This is a genomic window from Pseudomonas farsensis (genome assembly GCF_014268805.2).
In the GTDB taxonomy this organism is placed as follows: domain Bacteria; phylum Pseudomonadota; class Gammaproteobacteria; order Pseudomonadales; family Pseudomonadaceae; genus Aquipseudomonas; species Aquipseudomonas farsensis.
The window spans coordinates 304,493-320,370 of record NZ_JABWRF020000004.1 but is presented as its reverse complement, the minus strand read 5'-3'; the positions used below and the strand labels follow the sequence as shown (position 1 = coordinate 320,370).

Annotated in this window: 2 protein-coding genes (1 of these 2 cut by a window edge); both read right to left on the bottom strand. The window is 63.4% G+C overall.

All coding sequences use genetic code 11. The features are described from left to right. A protein-coding gene (locus HU719_RS21110; RefSeq protein WP_217843725.1) for a non-ribosomal peptide synthase/polyketide synthase crosses the window boundary here: on the bottom strand, positions 1 to 4,835 show its 5' end (the start). Its footprint begins 11,386 nt before the window's first position; 4,835 of the gene's 16,221 nt are visible here — the first part of the coding sequence; the start codon lies at positions 4,833 to 4,835; the stop codon falls past the left edge of the window. Continuing rightward, positions 4,835 to 15,868, bottom strand: coding sequence for a non-ribosomal peptide synthetase (locus HU719_RS21105; protein ID WP_367616520.1), 11,034 nt, complete (start codon positions 15,866 to 15,868; stop codon positions 4,835 to 4,837). The genes HU719_RS21110 and HU719_RS21105 overlap by 1 nt, the downstream gene beginning before the upstream one ends. Between the last annotated feature and the right edge of the window lie 10 nt (positions 15,869 to 15,878).

Below are 15,878 nucleotides of genomic sequence, written 5' to 3'. Positions count from 1 at the left end.
AGTTCACGGGCCAGGCGGTTGGCCCAGGCGTTAATGGCGCCATAGCTGTAGCGGCGCTGGCCGTCGACCAGGGCCAGCGCCTCAGGTTGCAGCGCAGCCTGCACCTGGATCGCCTGATGAATGCTGCCTTCACTTTCATATGGACTGAAGGTGGCATTCCAGTCGCGGCAGATTAGCTGTCGCTCACGGTCGCCCAGCAACGGCAACTGGTCGATGCGCAGCTGCGGATTCTCGACGATGCCGTGTAACAGGTTCAGCCAGTGTTCACCCATGCGCGCCACCGTAGCGGCACGGAACAGATCGCTGGCATAGGTCAGGGTGGCGCTTAAGCCCTCACCTGACTCGAAGGTGTTAAGGGTCAGGTCAAACTGCGAAGTCGGGTCGTTCCAACTCAAGCCCTGCACCTGCAGCCCAGGTAGATGCAGCGGCTGGTTTGCCTGGCGTTGCTCGCTCTGGTGGTTGAACATCACCTGGAACAAGGGGCTGAAACTCAGGCTGCGTTCCGGTTGCAAGGCTTCGACCAATTGCTCGAATGGCAGGTCCTGGTTGTCCTGCGCGCCCATTGCCAAGTCACGAACCTGCTCAAGCAATTGCGAGAACCGCAGCTCATTGTCAAAACGCCCCTGCAGCACTTGGGTGTTGACGAAGAAACCCACCACACCTTCGGTTTCGACCCGGTTGCGGTTGGCCACCGGCACCCCGACCGGAATCAGGGCTTGGCCGCTATAGCGGTGGAGCAAGGCCTGGAACGAGGCCAGCAGCAGCATGAACAAGGTGGCGTTATGGGCCCCGGCCAGCTGCTGCAGACGTGCAACCAGCGCCTGCGGCAAGGCCAGGTCCAGTTGCGCGCCACGCAAGCTCTGCTCGGCCGGCCGCACGAAGTCCAACGGCAATTGCAGCAGCGCATCGGCCTCGCCCAACTGGGCGGTCCACCACGCCAGTTGGCGCGCGTGTTCACTGTGTTCCTGGCGCTGCCACTGCGCATAGTCAGCGTACTGGATTGCCAATTCCGGCAAACGCAGCGCCTCGCCACGGCATTGTGCGCCGTACAGCCGGACCAGTTCGTCGATGAGCAATTGCATCGACCAACCATCAGAAACGATGTGGTGTTGCACCAGCAGCAAAACATGTTCATCGGCAGCCAGACGCAACACGCGCAGCTGCACCAGCGGCCCCTGTTCAAGGTCGAATACCTGGCCCGCATGACGTTCGACCCAGGCGCGAACCTGGTCTTGGTCCGCGCCAGGGAGTTCATCGAGTTCAAGGGCCAACTGGGCCTGGCTGTCGATCACCTGCCAGGCACTTCCGGCAGGGTTGCGCAGGAACCGCGTGCGCAAACTCTCGTGACGGGCAACCAGGGTGTCGAAGCTGCGCTGCAGCGCAGCAAGGTCAAGCTCACCACACAGGCGCAGTGCCAACGGGATGTTGTAGGCCGTGCTCTGCGGATCAAGCTGCCAGAGGAACCATTGACGCTCCTGGGCAAACGACAATGGCAAGGGCTGGCCGCGACCGACCGGCTGAATACGGCTCTGAACCTTGACCGAAGCCCCCAGCGAGGCGCTGAACCGGCGCAAATCGGGCTGCTCGAACAGGGCCTTGAGCGAAACTTCGATGCCCAGGGCACGAACCCTCGACACAACCTGTGTCGCCAGCAACGAGTGGCCGCCCAAGCCAAAGAAGTTATCGTCAAGCCCTACCCGCTCAAGCTTGAGCACATCCTGCCAGATCGCCGCAATACGCTGCTCCAGCTCGCTTTGTGGTGCCACATAGTCCTGCTGCAACACGCTCGCATCAGGCTTGGGGAGCGCACGTCGGTCAAGCTTGCCATTGGCCGTCAACGGCCAATTCGCCAGGAACAACAGGTGCGCAGGCACCATGTAATCCGGCAGGTGCCCGCGTAGCGCCATGCGCAGGTGATCGCGCAGTGCGCCTTGCTGCTCTGACACCACCACTTCCTGCGTTACCACGTAGCCAACCAACTGGCCGTCTTCTGCCAGCACCAGCGCATCGCGCACCTCTGGCTGCTGTTGCAGACGGGCTTCGATTTCACCCAGCTCGATGCGGAAACCTCGGATCTTCACCTGATGGTCGATCCGACCGATGTACTCAATCACCCCGTCAGCGCGGTTGCGCGCCAAGTCGCCGGTACGGTACAGCCGAGCACCCGCCGGGCCGAACGGGTCGGCAACAAACCGCGTCGCGGTCAGCGCTGCGCGGTTCAGGTAACCCCGCGCCAAGCCCGCCTGACCCACGTACAACTCCCCCACACAGCCCTTGGGCACCGGGTTCAGGTCGGCATCCAGCAAGTACCAGCTCAGGTCCGCTATCGGCTCGCCAATCGGACTGCTAGCGGCCTGCCCCAGGTCCGCCAGGCTGATTGGCCGGTAGGTCACATGCACCGTGGTCTCGGTGATGCCGTACATGTTGATCAACTGCGGCTGGCAATCGCCAAAACGCTCGAACCACGGCCGCAGGCTGTAGACATCCAGCGCTTCGCCGCCAAACACCACATGACGCAACGCGTTGCTGGCCGAAGCCGCCTCGCAGGCCACAGGCATCAGCGCCTTGAACGCCGAGGGCGTCTGGTTCAGCACCGTCACGCCTTCAGCGCACAGCAGTTGGTAGAAGTCTTCAGGCGAACGGCTCACATCCTGGGCCACCACCACCACGCGCCCGCCGTACAGCAGCGCGCCAAACAACTCCCACACCGAGAAATCGAAGGCGTACGAGTGGAACAGGCTCCACACATCGTCGCCAGTAAAGCCGAACCAGTGCTCGGTGGCACTGAACAGGCGCAGCACGTTACGGTGTGCCAGCAAAGTGCCCTTGGGCTTGCCAGTAGAGCCTGAGGTGTAGATCACATAGGCCAGGTTGTCAGGCCCAGTAGCCACCTGCGGGTCGCTGTCCGGCAGCCCCTGCGGGGCGTCTTCGAGCAGCAGGCAGCGCATCGTCGCCGGCAGCGGCAACTGGCCAGCTACTTCGCCCTGGCTGAGCACCAGCTCGATGCCACTGTCCTCGATCATGTAGGCCAGGCGGTCTTCGGGATATTGCGGGTCCAGCGGCAGGTAGGCACCACCGGCCTTGAGCACCGCCAGCAAACCAACCACCATGTCCAGGCTGCGCTGCACGGCAACACCCACCAGTACATCCGGGCCGACACCCAACTCGATCAGGCGATGCGCCCACTGATTGGCGCGGCGGTTGAGCTGGTCATAGCTCAAATGTTCGCCCTGGTAAGTCAGCGCAATCGCCTCAGGGCGGGCTGCGGCCTGAGCGGCGATCAACTGGTGCAGACACTGCCCCACCTCGAAACGGGCAGGGTTGGGGTTCCACTGCGCAAGTTGGGCAGCGGTCTCTTCGGCATCAAGCAGTGCCAGGGCGCCAATGCGCTGGCCAGGCTCGGCCACCACCGAGGCCAGCAACTGCTGCCAATGGCGGGCCAGGCGAGCGATGGTGCTGGCGTCGAACAGGTCGGTGGCGTAGGTCAGACTGGCACTCAACCCCTCTGGGGTTTCGAACGTATCAAGGGTCAGGTCGAACTGTGCAGTCTGCTGCTCCCACGACACCCCCTCAACGCTCAGGCCCGGGAGTGTCAAGGGCTGGTGCTGCTGATTGGCAGCCTCGCGCTGATGGTTGTGCATCACCTGGAACAGCGGGTTATGGCTCAGGCTGCGCTCAGGCTGCAACGCCTCAACTAACTGCTCGAATGGCAGTTCCTGATGGTCATGGGCATCAAGGACGGTCTGCTTCACCTGGGCCAGCAAGGCACGGAAGCTGTCGATTTCGGTGAAATCAGCCTTGAGTACCTGGGTGTTGACGAAGAAGCCGATCAGCCCTTCGGTTTCGACTCGGTTGCGGTTGGCGTTTGGCACCCCGACGCAGATCGACGACTGGCCGCTATAGCGGTGCAACAGGGTCTGGAACGAGGCCAGCAGCAGCATGAACAGCGTGACGCCTTCGCGTTGCGCCAGTTCGCCCAAGGCCTGCCCCAGGCCTGAGTCCAGCGCCACGTGGTGGCGGGCGCCTCTGTAGCTCTGCGCCACCGGGCGCGGGCGATCCAACGGCAGTTCCAGCACCGCCTGCTGGCCATCGAGTTGCTGAGTCCAATACGCCAACTGGCGCTCACGTTCGCCTGCTTGCATCCAGTGGCGCTGCCAGATTGCATAGTCGGCGTACTGGATAGGCAGCGCTACGAGTGCCTCACCAAGGCCCAGAGCGTGGGCTGCGTACCCCTGGACAAGCTCTTCGACCATGATCTTCAGCGAAGCACCGTCGGAGACGATATGGTGCTGGGTCAGCGCAAGGACATGCTCATCTGGCCCTACTTGCAAGAGCTCAACCTCTAGCAGCGGCCCTGTGCTCAGGTCGAAGCAGCGCTGCGCCTGAGCCTGCAGAAACGCCTGCACGGCGCGCTCACGCTGCTCGCTTGCGCTTTGTGCCGGCAACTGGTGGCGCACAATGGCGACCGGGCGAGCCTCATGCACAACTTGCACAACGCCCTCAGGCGTCTCGGTGAATGTGGTGCGCAGGACCTCGTGGCGGGCCAGCAAGGCATCGAAACTTGCCTGCAGCGCCTCAAGATCCAACGTGCCGAGCAACCTCAGGGCAGTAGGCAGGTTGTAGTTGGCGCTGTCGGGGGCCAACTGCCAAAGGAACCACTGACGCTCCTGAGCATAGGACAGCGGGACCGGAGCCACTGCATCGCGGGTTACCGGGATCGGCAGGTTGGCAGGCGATACGCCTTCCTGGAGCATCTTTTCGAGGAACTGACGGCGCTTGTCGAGTGGCAACGTGATGAAGCGCTTGGCGATACGCTGGGCGGTAGTCTGGTCCATTACACTTCCTCCATGTCATCGAACAGCGCCTCGAGCCTGTCGAGCTTGGCATCATCGAGTTGCTCGCCAGACTGCTGCAGATGATCGACGAAGTCCCCCAGGACCGGGTGTTGGAATAGCATTTGCGGAGTCAGTTTCATACCAAGCTCAAGTTGAATGCGCGAGACGATGGTCACCAGCAACAGCGAGTGCCCGCCCAGCTCGAAGAAGTTATCGCCAAGGCCGACACGTTCAGCCTGCAGCACGTCCTGCCATATATTTGCGACCTGTTGTTGCAGTTGGCTTTGCGGCGCCACATAGCTGGCTTGCGCCTGGCTGACGTCCGGGCGCGGCAGCGCCTTGCGCTCCAGCTTGCCGTTCGGGCTCAGCGGCAGCGCGTCAAGCAGCACCCAGTGGCTGGGCACCATGTAGTCCGGCAGGTGGGTCAGCAGGCTGCCCCTGAGGACCTCGCGCAGACCTTCCGGGTCGACCCCTTGCTGCGGCACCAGGTAGGCCACCAGCTGCTGGCTGCCCAGGATCTCGACCGCCAACACTACAGCTTCGCGCACCTGCGGCTGTTCCATCAGCCGTGCTTCGATTTCGCCCAGCTCGATACGCAACCCGCGGATTTTCACCTGATGGTCGATGCGCCCTGCGTATTCGATGACCCCATCGGCGCGCTGGCGGGCCAGGTCGCCCGTGCGGTACAGCCGCTCGCCACGGCCGAACGGGCTGGTGGCAAAGCGCTCGGCCGTCAGCCCAGGGCGGCGGTGGTAACCGCGCGCCAGACCTTCACCGCCCAGGTACAGCTCGCCAATCACGCCGGTCGGCACCGGGTTCAGCTCGCTGTCCAGCACGTAGGTGGCAAGGTTGGCGATGGGCTGGCCAATCGGCACGGTGTCGGCGCCTTCTTCGCGGCAGGTCCAGTGGGTGACGTCGATGGCGGCCTCGGTTGGGCCGTACAGGTTGTACAGGCCTGCCTGCGGCAGCTTGGCGAAGACCTGTTGCTGGGCGTCCACCGGCAGCGCTTCACCACTGCAAACGATGCGTTTGAGGCCCGTGCAGTTGCTCACTCCAGCATCGGTCAGGAAGGCCTGCAGCATCGAAGGTACGAAGTGCAGCGTGGTGACCTGGTACTGCTGAATCAGCTCAACGAGCCTCGCCGGGTCGCGGTGATCGCCTGGGCCGGCAACGGCCAGCCGGGCGCCGGTCATCAGCGGCCAGAAGAATTCCCATACCGACACGTCGAAGCTGAACGGGGTCTTTTGCAGCACGGTGTCACTGTTATCCAGCCCGTAAGCCTGCTGCATCCAGCACAGCCGGTTGGTCAGCGCGCTGTGGCGGTTGCCGGCGCCCTTGGGCTTACCGGTGGAGCCGGAGGTGTAGATCACGTAGGCCAGGTTTTCCGGGGCTACGGTGATGTTCGGGTTGGTCGTTGGGTAGGTGCTCAGGTCCAACTGGTCCAAGGCGAGTAACTTGATGCCAGCCGGCATCGGCAGGCTCAGGTGGCTCTGAGTCAGCAGCAGTTCGATACCGCTGTCTTCGAACATGTACGCCAACCGCTCCGCCGGCAGCTCTGGGTCAAGCGGCACGTAGGCACCGCCGGCCTTGAGCACTGCCAGCAAGCCAACCACCATTTCGATGCTGCGCTCGGCGGCGATGCCGACCAGCACATCAGGGCCAACGCCCTGCCCGACGAGGTGATGGGCAAGCTGGTTGGCGCGGGCATCGAGTTCGGCGTAGCTCAGGCGAACATCGCCAAAGACCAGCGCCTCGGCCTGCGGTGTGCGCTGGACCTGTGCCTCGATCAGCCGTTGTACTGGCGTATCCAGCGGGTATTCGGTAGCGGTGGCGTTCCAACCGAGCAATGCCTGCTGGCGCTCCTGGGTATCAAGGAGCGGCAATTCATCAACCACCGCTGCCGGGTTAGCGATAATCGCTTGCAACAGGTTGCACCAGTGGCGGCCAATACGCGCTGCGGTCGCCGCTTGGAACAAATCGGTGGCATAGGTCAGCGAGGCACTCAAGCCATCGCTGGCTTCTACGGTATCCAAAGCCAAGTCGAACTGCGCGGTGTGGGTCTGCCAGGCCAGGGTCTCAACCTGCAAATCAGCCACGCGCTGCGGGGCGCGGCTCTGCACAGGTTCGCGCTGGTGGTTGAACAGTACCTGGAACAACGGGCTGTGGCTCAGGCTGCGCTGCGGTTGCAAGGCTTCGACCAACTGCTCGAACGGTAGATCCTGGTGCGCCTGGGCCGCCAACGCAGTGGCGCGGACTTGTTTGAGCAGCTCGCTGAAAGTCTGGCGTGGTGCAAAACGTGCATCCAGAACCTGGGTGTTGGTCAAAAAGCCCACCAGAGCCTCGGTTTCAAGACGGCTGCGGTTGGCAACCGGGACGCCGACACGCACCTCGTCCTGACCGCTATAACGGTGCAGGAGTGCCTGGAATGAGGCTAACAGCACCATGTACACGGTGACATTGTGCTCAATCGCCAGGCGCTGCAGTGCCTGGCCCAGGCCGACTGGCAGTCGCAGGTCCAGCCGCGCCCCACGGTGGCTTTGTACTGGTGGACGCGGTCGATCGGTGGGCAGCGCAAGGGGCGCCTGATCCCCGGCCAGACGTTCGACCCAGTAGCGCAACTGACGGTCACGCTCACCGGCATCCATCCATTGGCGCTGCCACAGCGCGAAGTCGGCGTACTGCAAAGCCAGCGGGGCCAACTGCAGCGGCTGCGCGGTTGTGAAGGCTGTGTACATCGCCACCAAGTCATTGACCATGACTTGCTGTGAGGCACCGTCGGTGACGATATGGTGTTGCACCAGCAGCAGGATGTGCTCGTCGGGGGCAAGCTGCAGCAGATGCACGCGCGTCAGCGGCCCCTGACTGAGGTCGAACAGTTCACTGATGTGGGTGTGCAGGAATGCTTCCAGCCATGCGTCACGCGCAGCCTCGCCACTGGGGCTCGGCAGCGTGTGGTGGGTGATCGCAAGCGAAGACTGCGCGGCAATCAAAGGAGCCGGTTGCAGGCTATCGGCAACGAAGGTCGTGCGCAGGCTCTCGTGGCGCTGTACAAGCGCATTGAGCGCCTGTTGCAAAGCCTCTACCTGCAACGGGCCGCGCAGTCGCAGAGCGCAAGGTACGTTGTAGGCCGCGCTGTGCGGGTCAAGCTGCCACAAGAACCACTGCCGCTCCTGGGCGTAGGACAACACAGGCTGGATGTGCTCGCTTCGTGGCACCAGCGCAGGCGCGGTATCCTGGGCGGGCTGCTGCAGGCTGGCGACAAAATCCTGTAGCGTGTCGTGTTCAAAGAGGCTGCGCAGCGCAACCTCCATGCCTAGTGCATGACGTAGGCGCGAGACCACCTGGGTGGCCAGCAGCGAGTGGCCGCCCAAGGCAAAGAATCGGTCGCTGAGGCCGACCTGCTCGACACCGAGCACCTCCTGCCAGATGCCCGCGACCTGGCGCTGCAGCGCTGTGCGCGGCTCAACGAAACCAGCCTGCGCCGCCTGCGCATCGACCTTGGGCAGCGCTTTGCGATCAAGCTTGCCGTTGGGGCTCAGCGGCAGGTGCTCCAGCAGCAGCAAGTAGCCGGGAACCATGTAGTCAGGCAAATGCTGGCGAAGATGTGCGCGAAGGCGCTCTTGCAATGCCGCTTCTGCCTGCCCATCGGCAACCACATATGCGACCAATTGCAGGCCGTTGGTCGATTCCTGAGCCAAGACCACGGCATCACGCACCGCCGCCTGTTCCAGCAACCGCGCTTCGATTTCACCCAATTCAATGCGCAACCCGCGAATCTTGACCTGGTGATCGACCCGGCCAACGTAGTCGATTACTCCATCAACCCGATTACGCACCAGGTCGCCACTGCGGTACATGCGCCCGCCCGGGCGTTGCGCAAACGGGTCGGGAAGGAAGCGTTCGGCGGTCAGGCCCGGACGCTGGAAATAACCCCGTGCCAAAAGATCGCCGCCGATCATCAGTTCACCGACCACACCCGGAGCGGCCAGCGCAGCGCTGCTGTCCAGCACCATCAAGCTGCGCTCGGGCAGTACGCGCCCTATCGGCAGTGTCAGCGGTAAAGGCTGCAAACCGTTCACGTAGTCACTGCAGTCATGGCTGCTGACCGTGACTGTGGCCTCGGTCGGCCCATAGGTATTGAGCAGGCGAACATGCCCGAGCCCTGCCTCGCGCCAGGCCGCCAAGCCTTCGGCGGGCATAGCTTCACCACCGCTGTGCACCTGCTTGAGGCGCCCATAGTCACGCGGGCCTGCCGCAGCGAAATCCTTGGCAAGCATGTGCCAGTAAGCCGTGGTCAAGTCGACCACACTGATGCGGTGGCTGATCAGTTGCTCATAGAAGGTTTCGCTGTCCCAGATCTGTGGGCCGCGCAGCACTACCGCAGCCCCGCACACCAGGGGTGCGTAGAGTTGTTCGACAAAGCCATCGAAATTGAAAGTCGCGAACTGCAACATGCAGTCGTCGGCTCGCAGGCCGAAGAACTCCACCGACACCCAGGCATGCCGAGTTAGAGCGGACTGGCTGATGCCAACACCCTTGGGGCGGCCGGTGGAGCCCGAGGTGAACATCACATAGGCAAGGTTGTCACCATGCACCGTGCGCCCCAAGGGCGTCGGGTCAGCGTCGCGCCAGGCTTGATCCTGGTCCAGGCACAACACCTGCACAGCATCCGCTACCGGCAGGCGCGGCAACAGCGCGGTCTGCGCCAGTAACAGCCGGATACCACTGTCCTCCATCATGCATTGCAGGCGCTCGGCGGGGTATTCCGGGTCCAGGGGCACATAGGCCGCACCGGACTTGAGCACCGCAAGCACAGCCACAATCATCTCCAGGCTACGCTCAACCGCTACCCCGACCAACACTTCGGGGCCGGCGCCGCCGGCGACCAAAGCCCGGGCCAGGCGGTTGGCGCGCGCATCGAGTTGGGCGTAGCTGAGTTGTTGCTCGCCATGAATCAGCGCAGTCGCCTGCGGCTGACGCGCCACCTGCGCTTCAAACAGCTCATGCAGCGGCCGCGGGTCCGGGCAGGTGAACGCGACCTGACCCAGCGCCAGGGTCTGGGCAATCTGCTGCGCATCAAGCTGAACCAGGTCGCCCACCGCGCCCTGGCCATGCTCGGCCATGGCCAGCAGCAAGCGACAGAGTTGGCCGAGCATCTGCTCGACACTATCGTCACGCAACAGGTTACGGGCGTAGCTCAAGTGCAGGGCAAGGTGCTCGCCCAGGCCTACGGCCAGGGTCAAGGGGTAGTTGGTTTGCTCGTGGTTGGCAATGGCACCGAAGTTCAGCCCGGGCGGTGCAGCATTCTGCAAGGCCTCGGCCACGGGGTAGTTTTCGAACACCAGAATGTTATCGAACAACGCTTCACCGCCCTGCCCGGCCCAGCGCTGAATCTCGAACAACGGCGTATGCTCATGCTCGCGCAACGCCAGGTTTTGCCCTTGCAGCGCCCGCAGCCACTGGTCCAACGGCTGCGCCGGGGATGGCCCGACCACGACCGGCAAAGTATTGATGAACAGCCCGATCTGCTCCTCGACCCCCTTCAGGTCGGCCGGACGCCCGGCCACGGTCGCACCAAAGCACACGCTATCCTGGCCGGTGCTGCGTTGCAGCAGCAGCCCCCAGGCGCCTTGCACCAACGTATTGAGGGTCACCTTGATGTCGCGCGCGAAGGCATTCAACCGCGCGGTCTGCGCAGCATCGAGGCTGCGCAGGCATTCGCCCTGACCATGTCGGCCTGCGCCAGGGCGTGGCAACGCGTCCACCAACCGGGTCGGCTCTTCCAAGCTCGCCAGCTGCGCGCCCCAGAATGCCTTGCTGGCGGCCATGTTCTGGCCTTGCAGCCACTCGATGTACTGGCTGTAGCGCACCTTGGCGGGCGGCAATGCCTGGCCCGCATAACGCTGCAGCACCTCGCCGAGCAGGCGCGAATTGCTCCAGCCGTCCATGAGGATGTGGTGGTTGGTGTAGATCAGGTGGTAGGACTGCTCACCCGTGCGCACCATCGCCATGCGCAGCAACGGCGCGCGCGCCAGGTCGAAGCCTTGCTCGCGGTCAGCAACGGCCAGCGCGTCCAGCGCTGCCGCCAGGTCGGCACGGCCGCGCCAGTCGTGCTGCTGGAACGGCATGAGCACCTGTTTGTGCACCACCTGCAGCGGCTCGGCCAACTCGCCTTCCCAGAGGAACGCAGTGCGCAGGATATCGTGCGCGGCCAGTGTGTCATGCCAGGCCTGCATGAAGCGTTCGCGATCAAGGCCGTCGGCATCCAGGCGCATCTGGTTGATGTAGTCGCTGGCAGCGTCCTCGAACAGGGTGTGGAACATCATGCCCTGCTGCATCGGCGCCATTGGATACAGGTCTTCGACCTGGCTCACGGCCAGGGGCAACTGGTCGAGCTGCTTCTGGGTCAGGCGCGCCAACGGGAAATCGGAAGGCGTCAGGCCGCTCGATTGGCCATCACAGCAGTGCCGGACCAGTTCGGCCAGAGTATCGCCGTAGGCGTCTGCCAGTGCCTGCATCTGTTCGATGTCGAACATTTCGCGACTGAAGGTCCAGCCCAGGCGCAGCTCTGCGTCATAGACCTGACCGTTGATCGTCAGCCAGTTGTCCAGGGGCGCGTCGGCGCTGCGCTCGGCACCTCCGTCTTCACCAACGGGCAGCAGCAATGTGTCCGCGGAATCGTGCCCTGCATCGAACTGCCCAAGGTAGTTGAAGGTGATGCGTGGCATCACTTGACCGGCCAGCGCCGCAGCCGCAGGTGCGCCGCCCAGATGGCACAACAGCCCATAGCCCAGGCCATTTTCAGGGACCGCGCGCAATTGCTCCTTGATCGCTTTGAGCGACGCACCCAGCCCTTCGGCGGGAACCAGGCGCAACGGGTAGAGGCTGGTGAACCAGCCAACGGTGCGGGTTAGGTCAATGTCGTCGAACAACGCTTCTCGACCATGGCCCTCCAACTGCACAGCCATCGATGACTGGCCAGTCCAGCGCGTGATCACCAGCGCTAGCGCGGTGAGCAGCAGGTCATTGATGCGTGTGCGATAGGCTGCGGGCGCCTGCTGCAGCAACTGCCGGGTGAGGTCTTTATCAAGGCGGGTCTGCACGCTGTGCGCCATGCGCTGGCTGAGCGATGCGCCAGAGCGCGCCTGCGGCAAATCAGGGCACAAGCCTTGTAATTGCTGCTGCCAGAAGCCCAACTGGCCCTGCACCGACGGGCTTTGCGCATGCTCAGCAAGGCGCGCGGCCCAATGCTGCAGTGAACTGGTGCGCGCCGGCAAGGCGTGCCCGGCGTAGGCATTCTGCAGGTCGTCAGCAAGGATTCGCCAGGACACCCCGTCTACTGCCAAGTGATGGATGACCAGCAGCAAGCGCTGTTCGCCATCGGCACAGGTCGCCAGCACCGCGCGCAACAGTGGGCCGTTGCTCAGGTCCAGGCTGGCCTGGGCCTGGTCACCAACGGCAGCCAGCGCCTGAAGGTCATCCAGGTCAACCTGCCAGAGCAGCGCCTGCGCGGTATCAACGGAGGCAAAGCGTGCTGCCCACTGGCCATGCTGTTCGCTAAAGCGCAAACGCAGGGCGTCGTGGTGCTTGACCAGCACTTGCAATGCCTGCTCCAAGCGACTGCCTTCAAGGCGACGGGTCGGCTTGAGCAACACAGACTGGTTCCAGTGGTGACGCTCAGGGATAGCACTGGCAAAAAAGTGTTGATGGATCGGCAGCAAAATCAGCGAACCGCTGCTGGGCGCCTGCTCGGCGACCCGGGCACCCACCCCTTGCTCAGCGACCTGAGCAAGACCGCGGACGGTCTGCTGCTGGAACAGCGCCTTGGGGGTGAAGCGGATGCCGGCCTGCCGCGCCCGGCTGACTACTTGGATGGAAACGATCGAGTCCCCGCCCAGCTCGAAGAAGTTATCGTCCAGCCCTACCCGCTCAAGCTTGAGCACATCCTGCCAGATAGCCGCAATACGCTGCTCCAGCTCGCTTTGTGGTGCCACATAGTCTTGCTGCAACACGCTCGCATCAGGCTTGGGGAGCGCACGTCGGTCCAGCTTGCCATTGGCCGTCAACGGCCAATTCGCCAGGAACAACAGGTGCGCAGGCACCATGTAATCCGGCAGGTGCCCGCGTAGCGCCATGCGCAGGTGATCGCGCAGTGCGCCTTGCTGCTCTGACACCACCACTTCCTGCGTTACCACGTAGCCAACCAACTGGCCGTCTTCTGCCAGCACCAGCGCATCGCGCACCTCTGGCTGCTGTTGCAGACGGGCTTCGATTTCACCCAGCTCGATGCGGAAACCTCGGATCTTCACCTGATGGTCGATCCGACCGATGTACTCAATCACCCCGTCAGCGCGGTTGCGCGCCAAGTCGCCGGTACGGTACAGCCGAGCACCCGCCGGGCCGAACGGGTCGGCAACAAACCGCGTCGCGGTCAGCGCTGCGCGGTTCAGGTAACCCCGCGCCAAGCCCGCCTGACCCACGTACAACTCCCCCACACAGCCCTTGGGCACCGGGTTCAGGTCGGCATCCAGCAAGTACCAGCTCAGGTCCGCTATCGGCTCGCCAATCGGACTGCTAGCGGCCTGCCCCAGGTCCGCCAGGCTGATTGGCCGGTAGGTCACATGCACCGTGGTCTCGGTGATGCCGTACATGTTGATCAACTGCGGCTGGCAATCGCCAAAACGCTCGAACCACGGCCGCAGGCTGTAGACATCCAGCGCTTCGCCGCCAAACACCACATGACGCAACGCGTTGCTGGCCGAAGCCGCCTCGCAGGCCACAGGCATCAGCGCCTTGAACGCCGAGGGCGTCTGGTTCAGCACCGTCACGCCTTCAGCGCACAGCAGTTGGTAGAAGTCTTCAGGCGAACGGCTCACATCCTGGGCCACCACCACCACGCGCCCGCCGTACAGCAGCGCGCCAAACAACTCCCACACCGAGAAATCGAAGGCGTACGAGTGGAACAGGCTCCACACATCGTCGCCAGTAAAGCCGAACCAGTGCTCGGTGGCACTGAACAGGCGCAGCACGTTACGGTGTGCCAGCAAAGTGCCCTTGGGCTTGCCAGTAGAGCCTGAGGTGTAGATCACATAGGCCAGGTTGTCAGGCCCAGTAGCCACCTGCGGGTCGCTGTCCGGCAGCCCCTGCGGGGCGTCTTCGAGCAGCAGGCAGCGCATCGTCGCCGGCAGCGGCAACTGGCCAGCTACTTCGCCCTGGCTGAGCACCAGCTCGATGCCACTGTCCTCGATCATGTAGGCCAGGCGGTCTTCGGGATATTGCGGGTCCAGCGGCAGGTAGGCACCACCGGCCTTGAGCACCGCCAGCAAACCAACCACCATGTCCAGGCTGCGCTGCACGGCAACACCCACCAGTACATCCGGGCCGACACCCAACTCGATCAGGCGATGCGCCCACTGATTGGCGCGGCGGTTGAGCTGGTCATAGCTCAAATGTTCGCCCTGGTAAGTCAGCGCAATCGCCTCAGGGCGGGCTGCGGCCTGAGCGGCGATCAACTGGTGCAGACACTGCCCCACCTCGAAACGGGCAGGGTTGGGGTTCCACTGCGCAAGTTGGGCAGCGGTCTCTTCGGCATCAAGCAGTGCCAGGGCGCCAATGCGCTGGCCAGGCTCGGCCACCACCGAGGCCAGCAACTGCTGCCAATGGCGGGCCAGGCGAGCGATGGTGCTGGCGTCGAACAGGTCGGTGGCGTAGGTCAGGCTGGCATAAAGGCCGCTGCTGCCCTCTTGAGTATCGAGTGTCAGGTCGAACTGCGCGGTGGTGCGTTCCAGTGGCATCTGCTCGATGCGCAGCCCGCCCAGGGCGAGCGATTGCTCGCCAGCGCTGTCACGCTGATGGTTGAACATGACCTGGAACAACGGGCTGTGACTGAGGTTGCGCTCGGGCTGCAACGCTTCAACCAACTGCTCGAACGGCAAGTCCTGATGCTCCTGGGCATCAAGGACGGTCTGCTTAACTTGGGCCAGCAACGCACGGAAGCTGTCGATTACGGTGAAATCGGCCTTGAGTACCTGAGTGTTGACGAAATAGCCGATGAGGCCTTCGGTTTCAACCCGGCTACGGTTGGCGGTGGGCGCACCGACGCAAATCGACGCCTGGCCGCTATAGCGGTGCAGCAAGGTCTGGAACGACGCGAGCAGCAGCATGAACAGCGTGACGCCTTCGCGTTGCGCCATGGCGCGCAGGCTGGCAACCAAATTACTGGTCAACGGTATATCGAGCCGCGCCCCAGCATGGCTGCGCTCGGCCGGGCGCGGGCGGTCCAGCGGCAGTTCCAGCACAGCCTGCTCCCCATCCAGCTGGCGTACCCAGTAGTCCAGCTGCCGCTGTCGCTCGCCAGCGTCCATCCATTGCCGTTGCCACAGCGCGTAATCGGGATACTGCACGGTCAGCGCGGTGAACTGCGGCTGCTGGCCCTGGCTGAAGGCCGCGTAGGCCTGCATCAATTCCTGGATCATGATCTGCATCGACCAGCCGTCGCAGACGCTGTGATGCTGGGTGAGCACCAGCACCTGCTCTTCGTCGGCCAGACGTAGCAGGCGAACACGCAACAACGGGCCTCGCTCAAGATCGAACAGCCGTTGGGTTTCGCTCTCGACCAAGGCCTTGAGCGCCAAGGGGTCTGGACGGGCAGCGCGTAGGTCGTCCACCGACATCTGCACATCGGCCTCAGCGGCGACGTGTTGCAGGGCTTGATGGCCATTGTGCACGAACGTGGTACGCAGGGATTCGTGGCGCTGGACCAAGGCCTGAAAGCTTTGCCTCAGGGCCGTGAGGTCCAGTTCGCCGTGCAAGGTCAGGGCTGCGGGGACATGATAGGCGGTGCTTTGCGGGTCAAGCTGCCACAGGAACCATTGCCGCTCCTGGGCGTAGGACAGCAGCAATGGCTCATCACCATGGCGCTGGAAAACCGGAGCGACGCTGAAGAGGTTGATCCCCTTGTTTTTCAGCAAAACCGCCAAAGCCTTGCGTTCCTTTGGCGAAAGCTTCCCTACCGCCCCGATCAACTCTTGCACACCCACACTC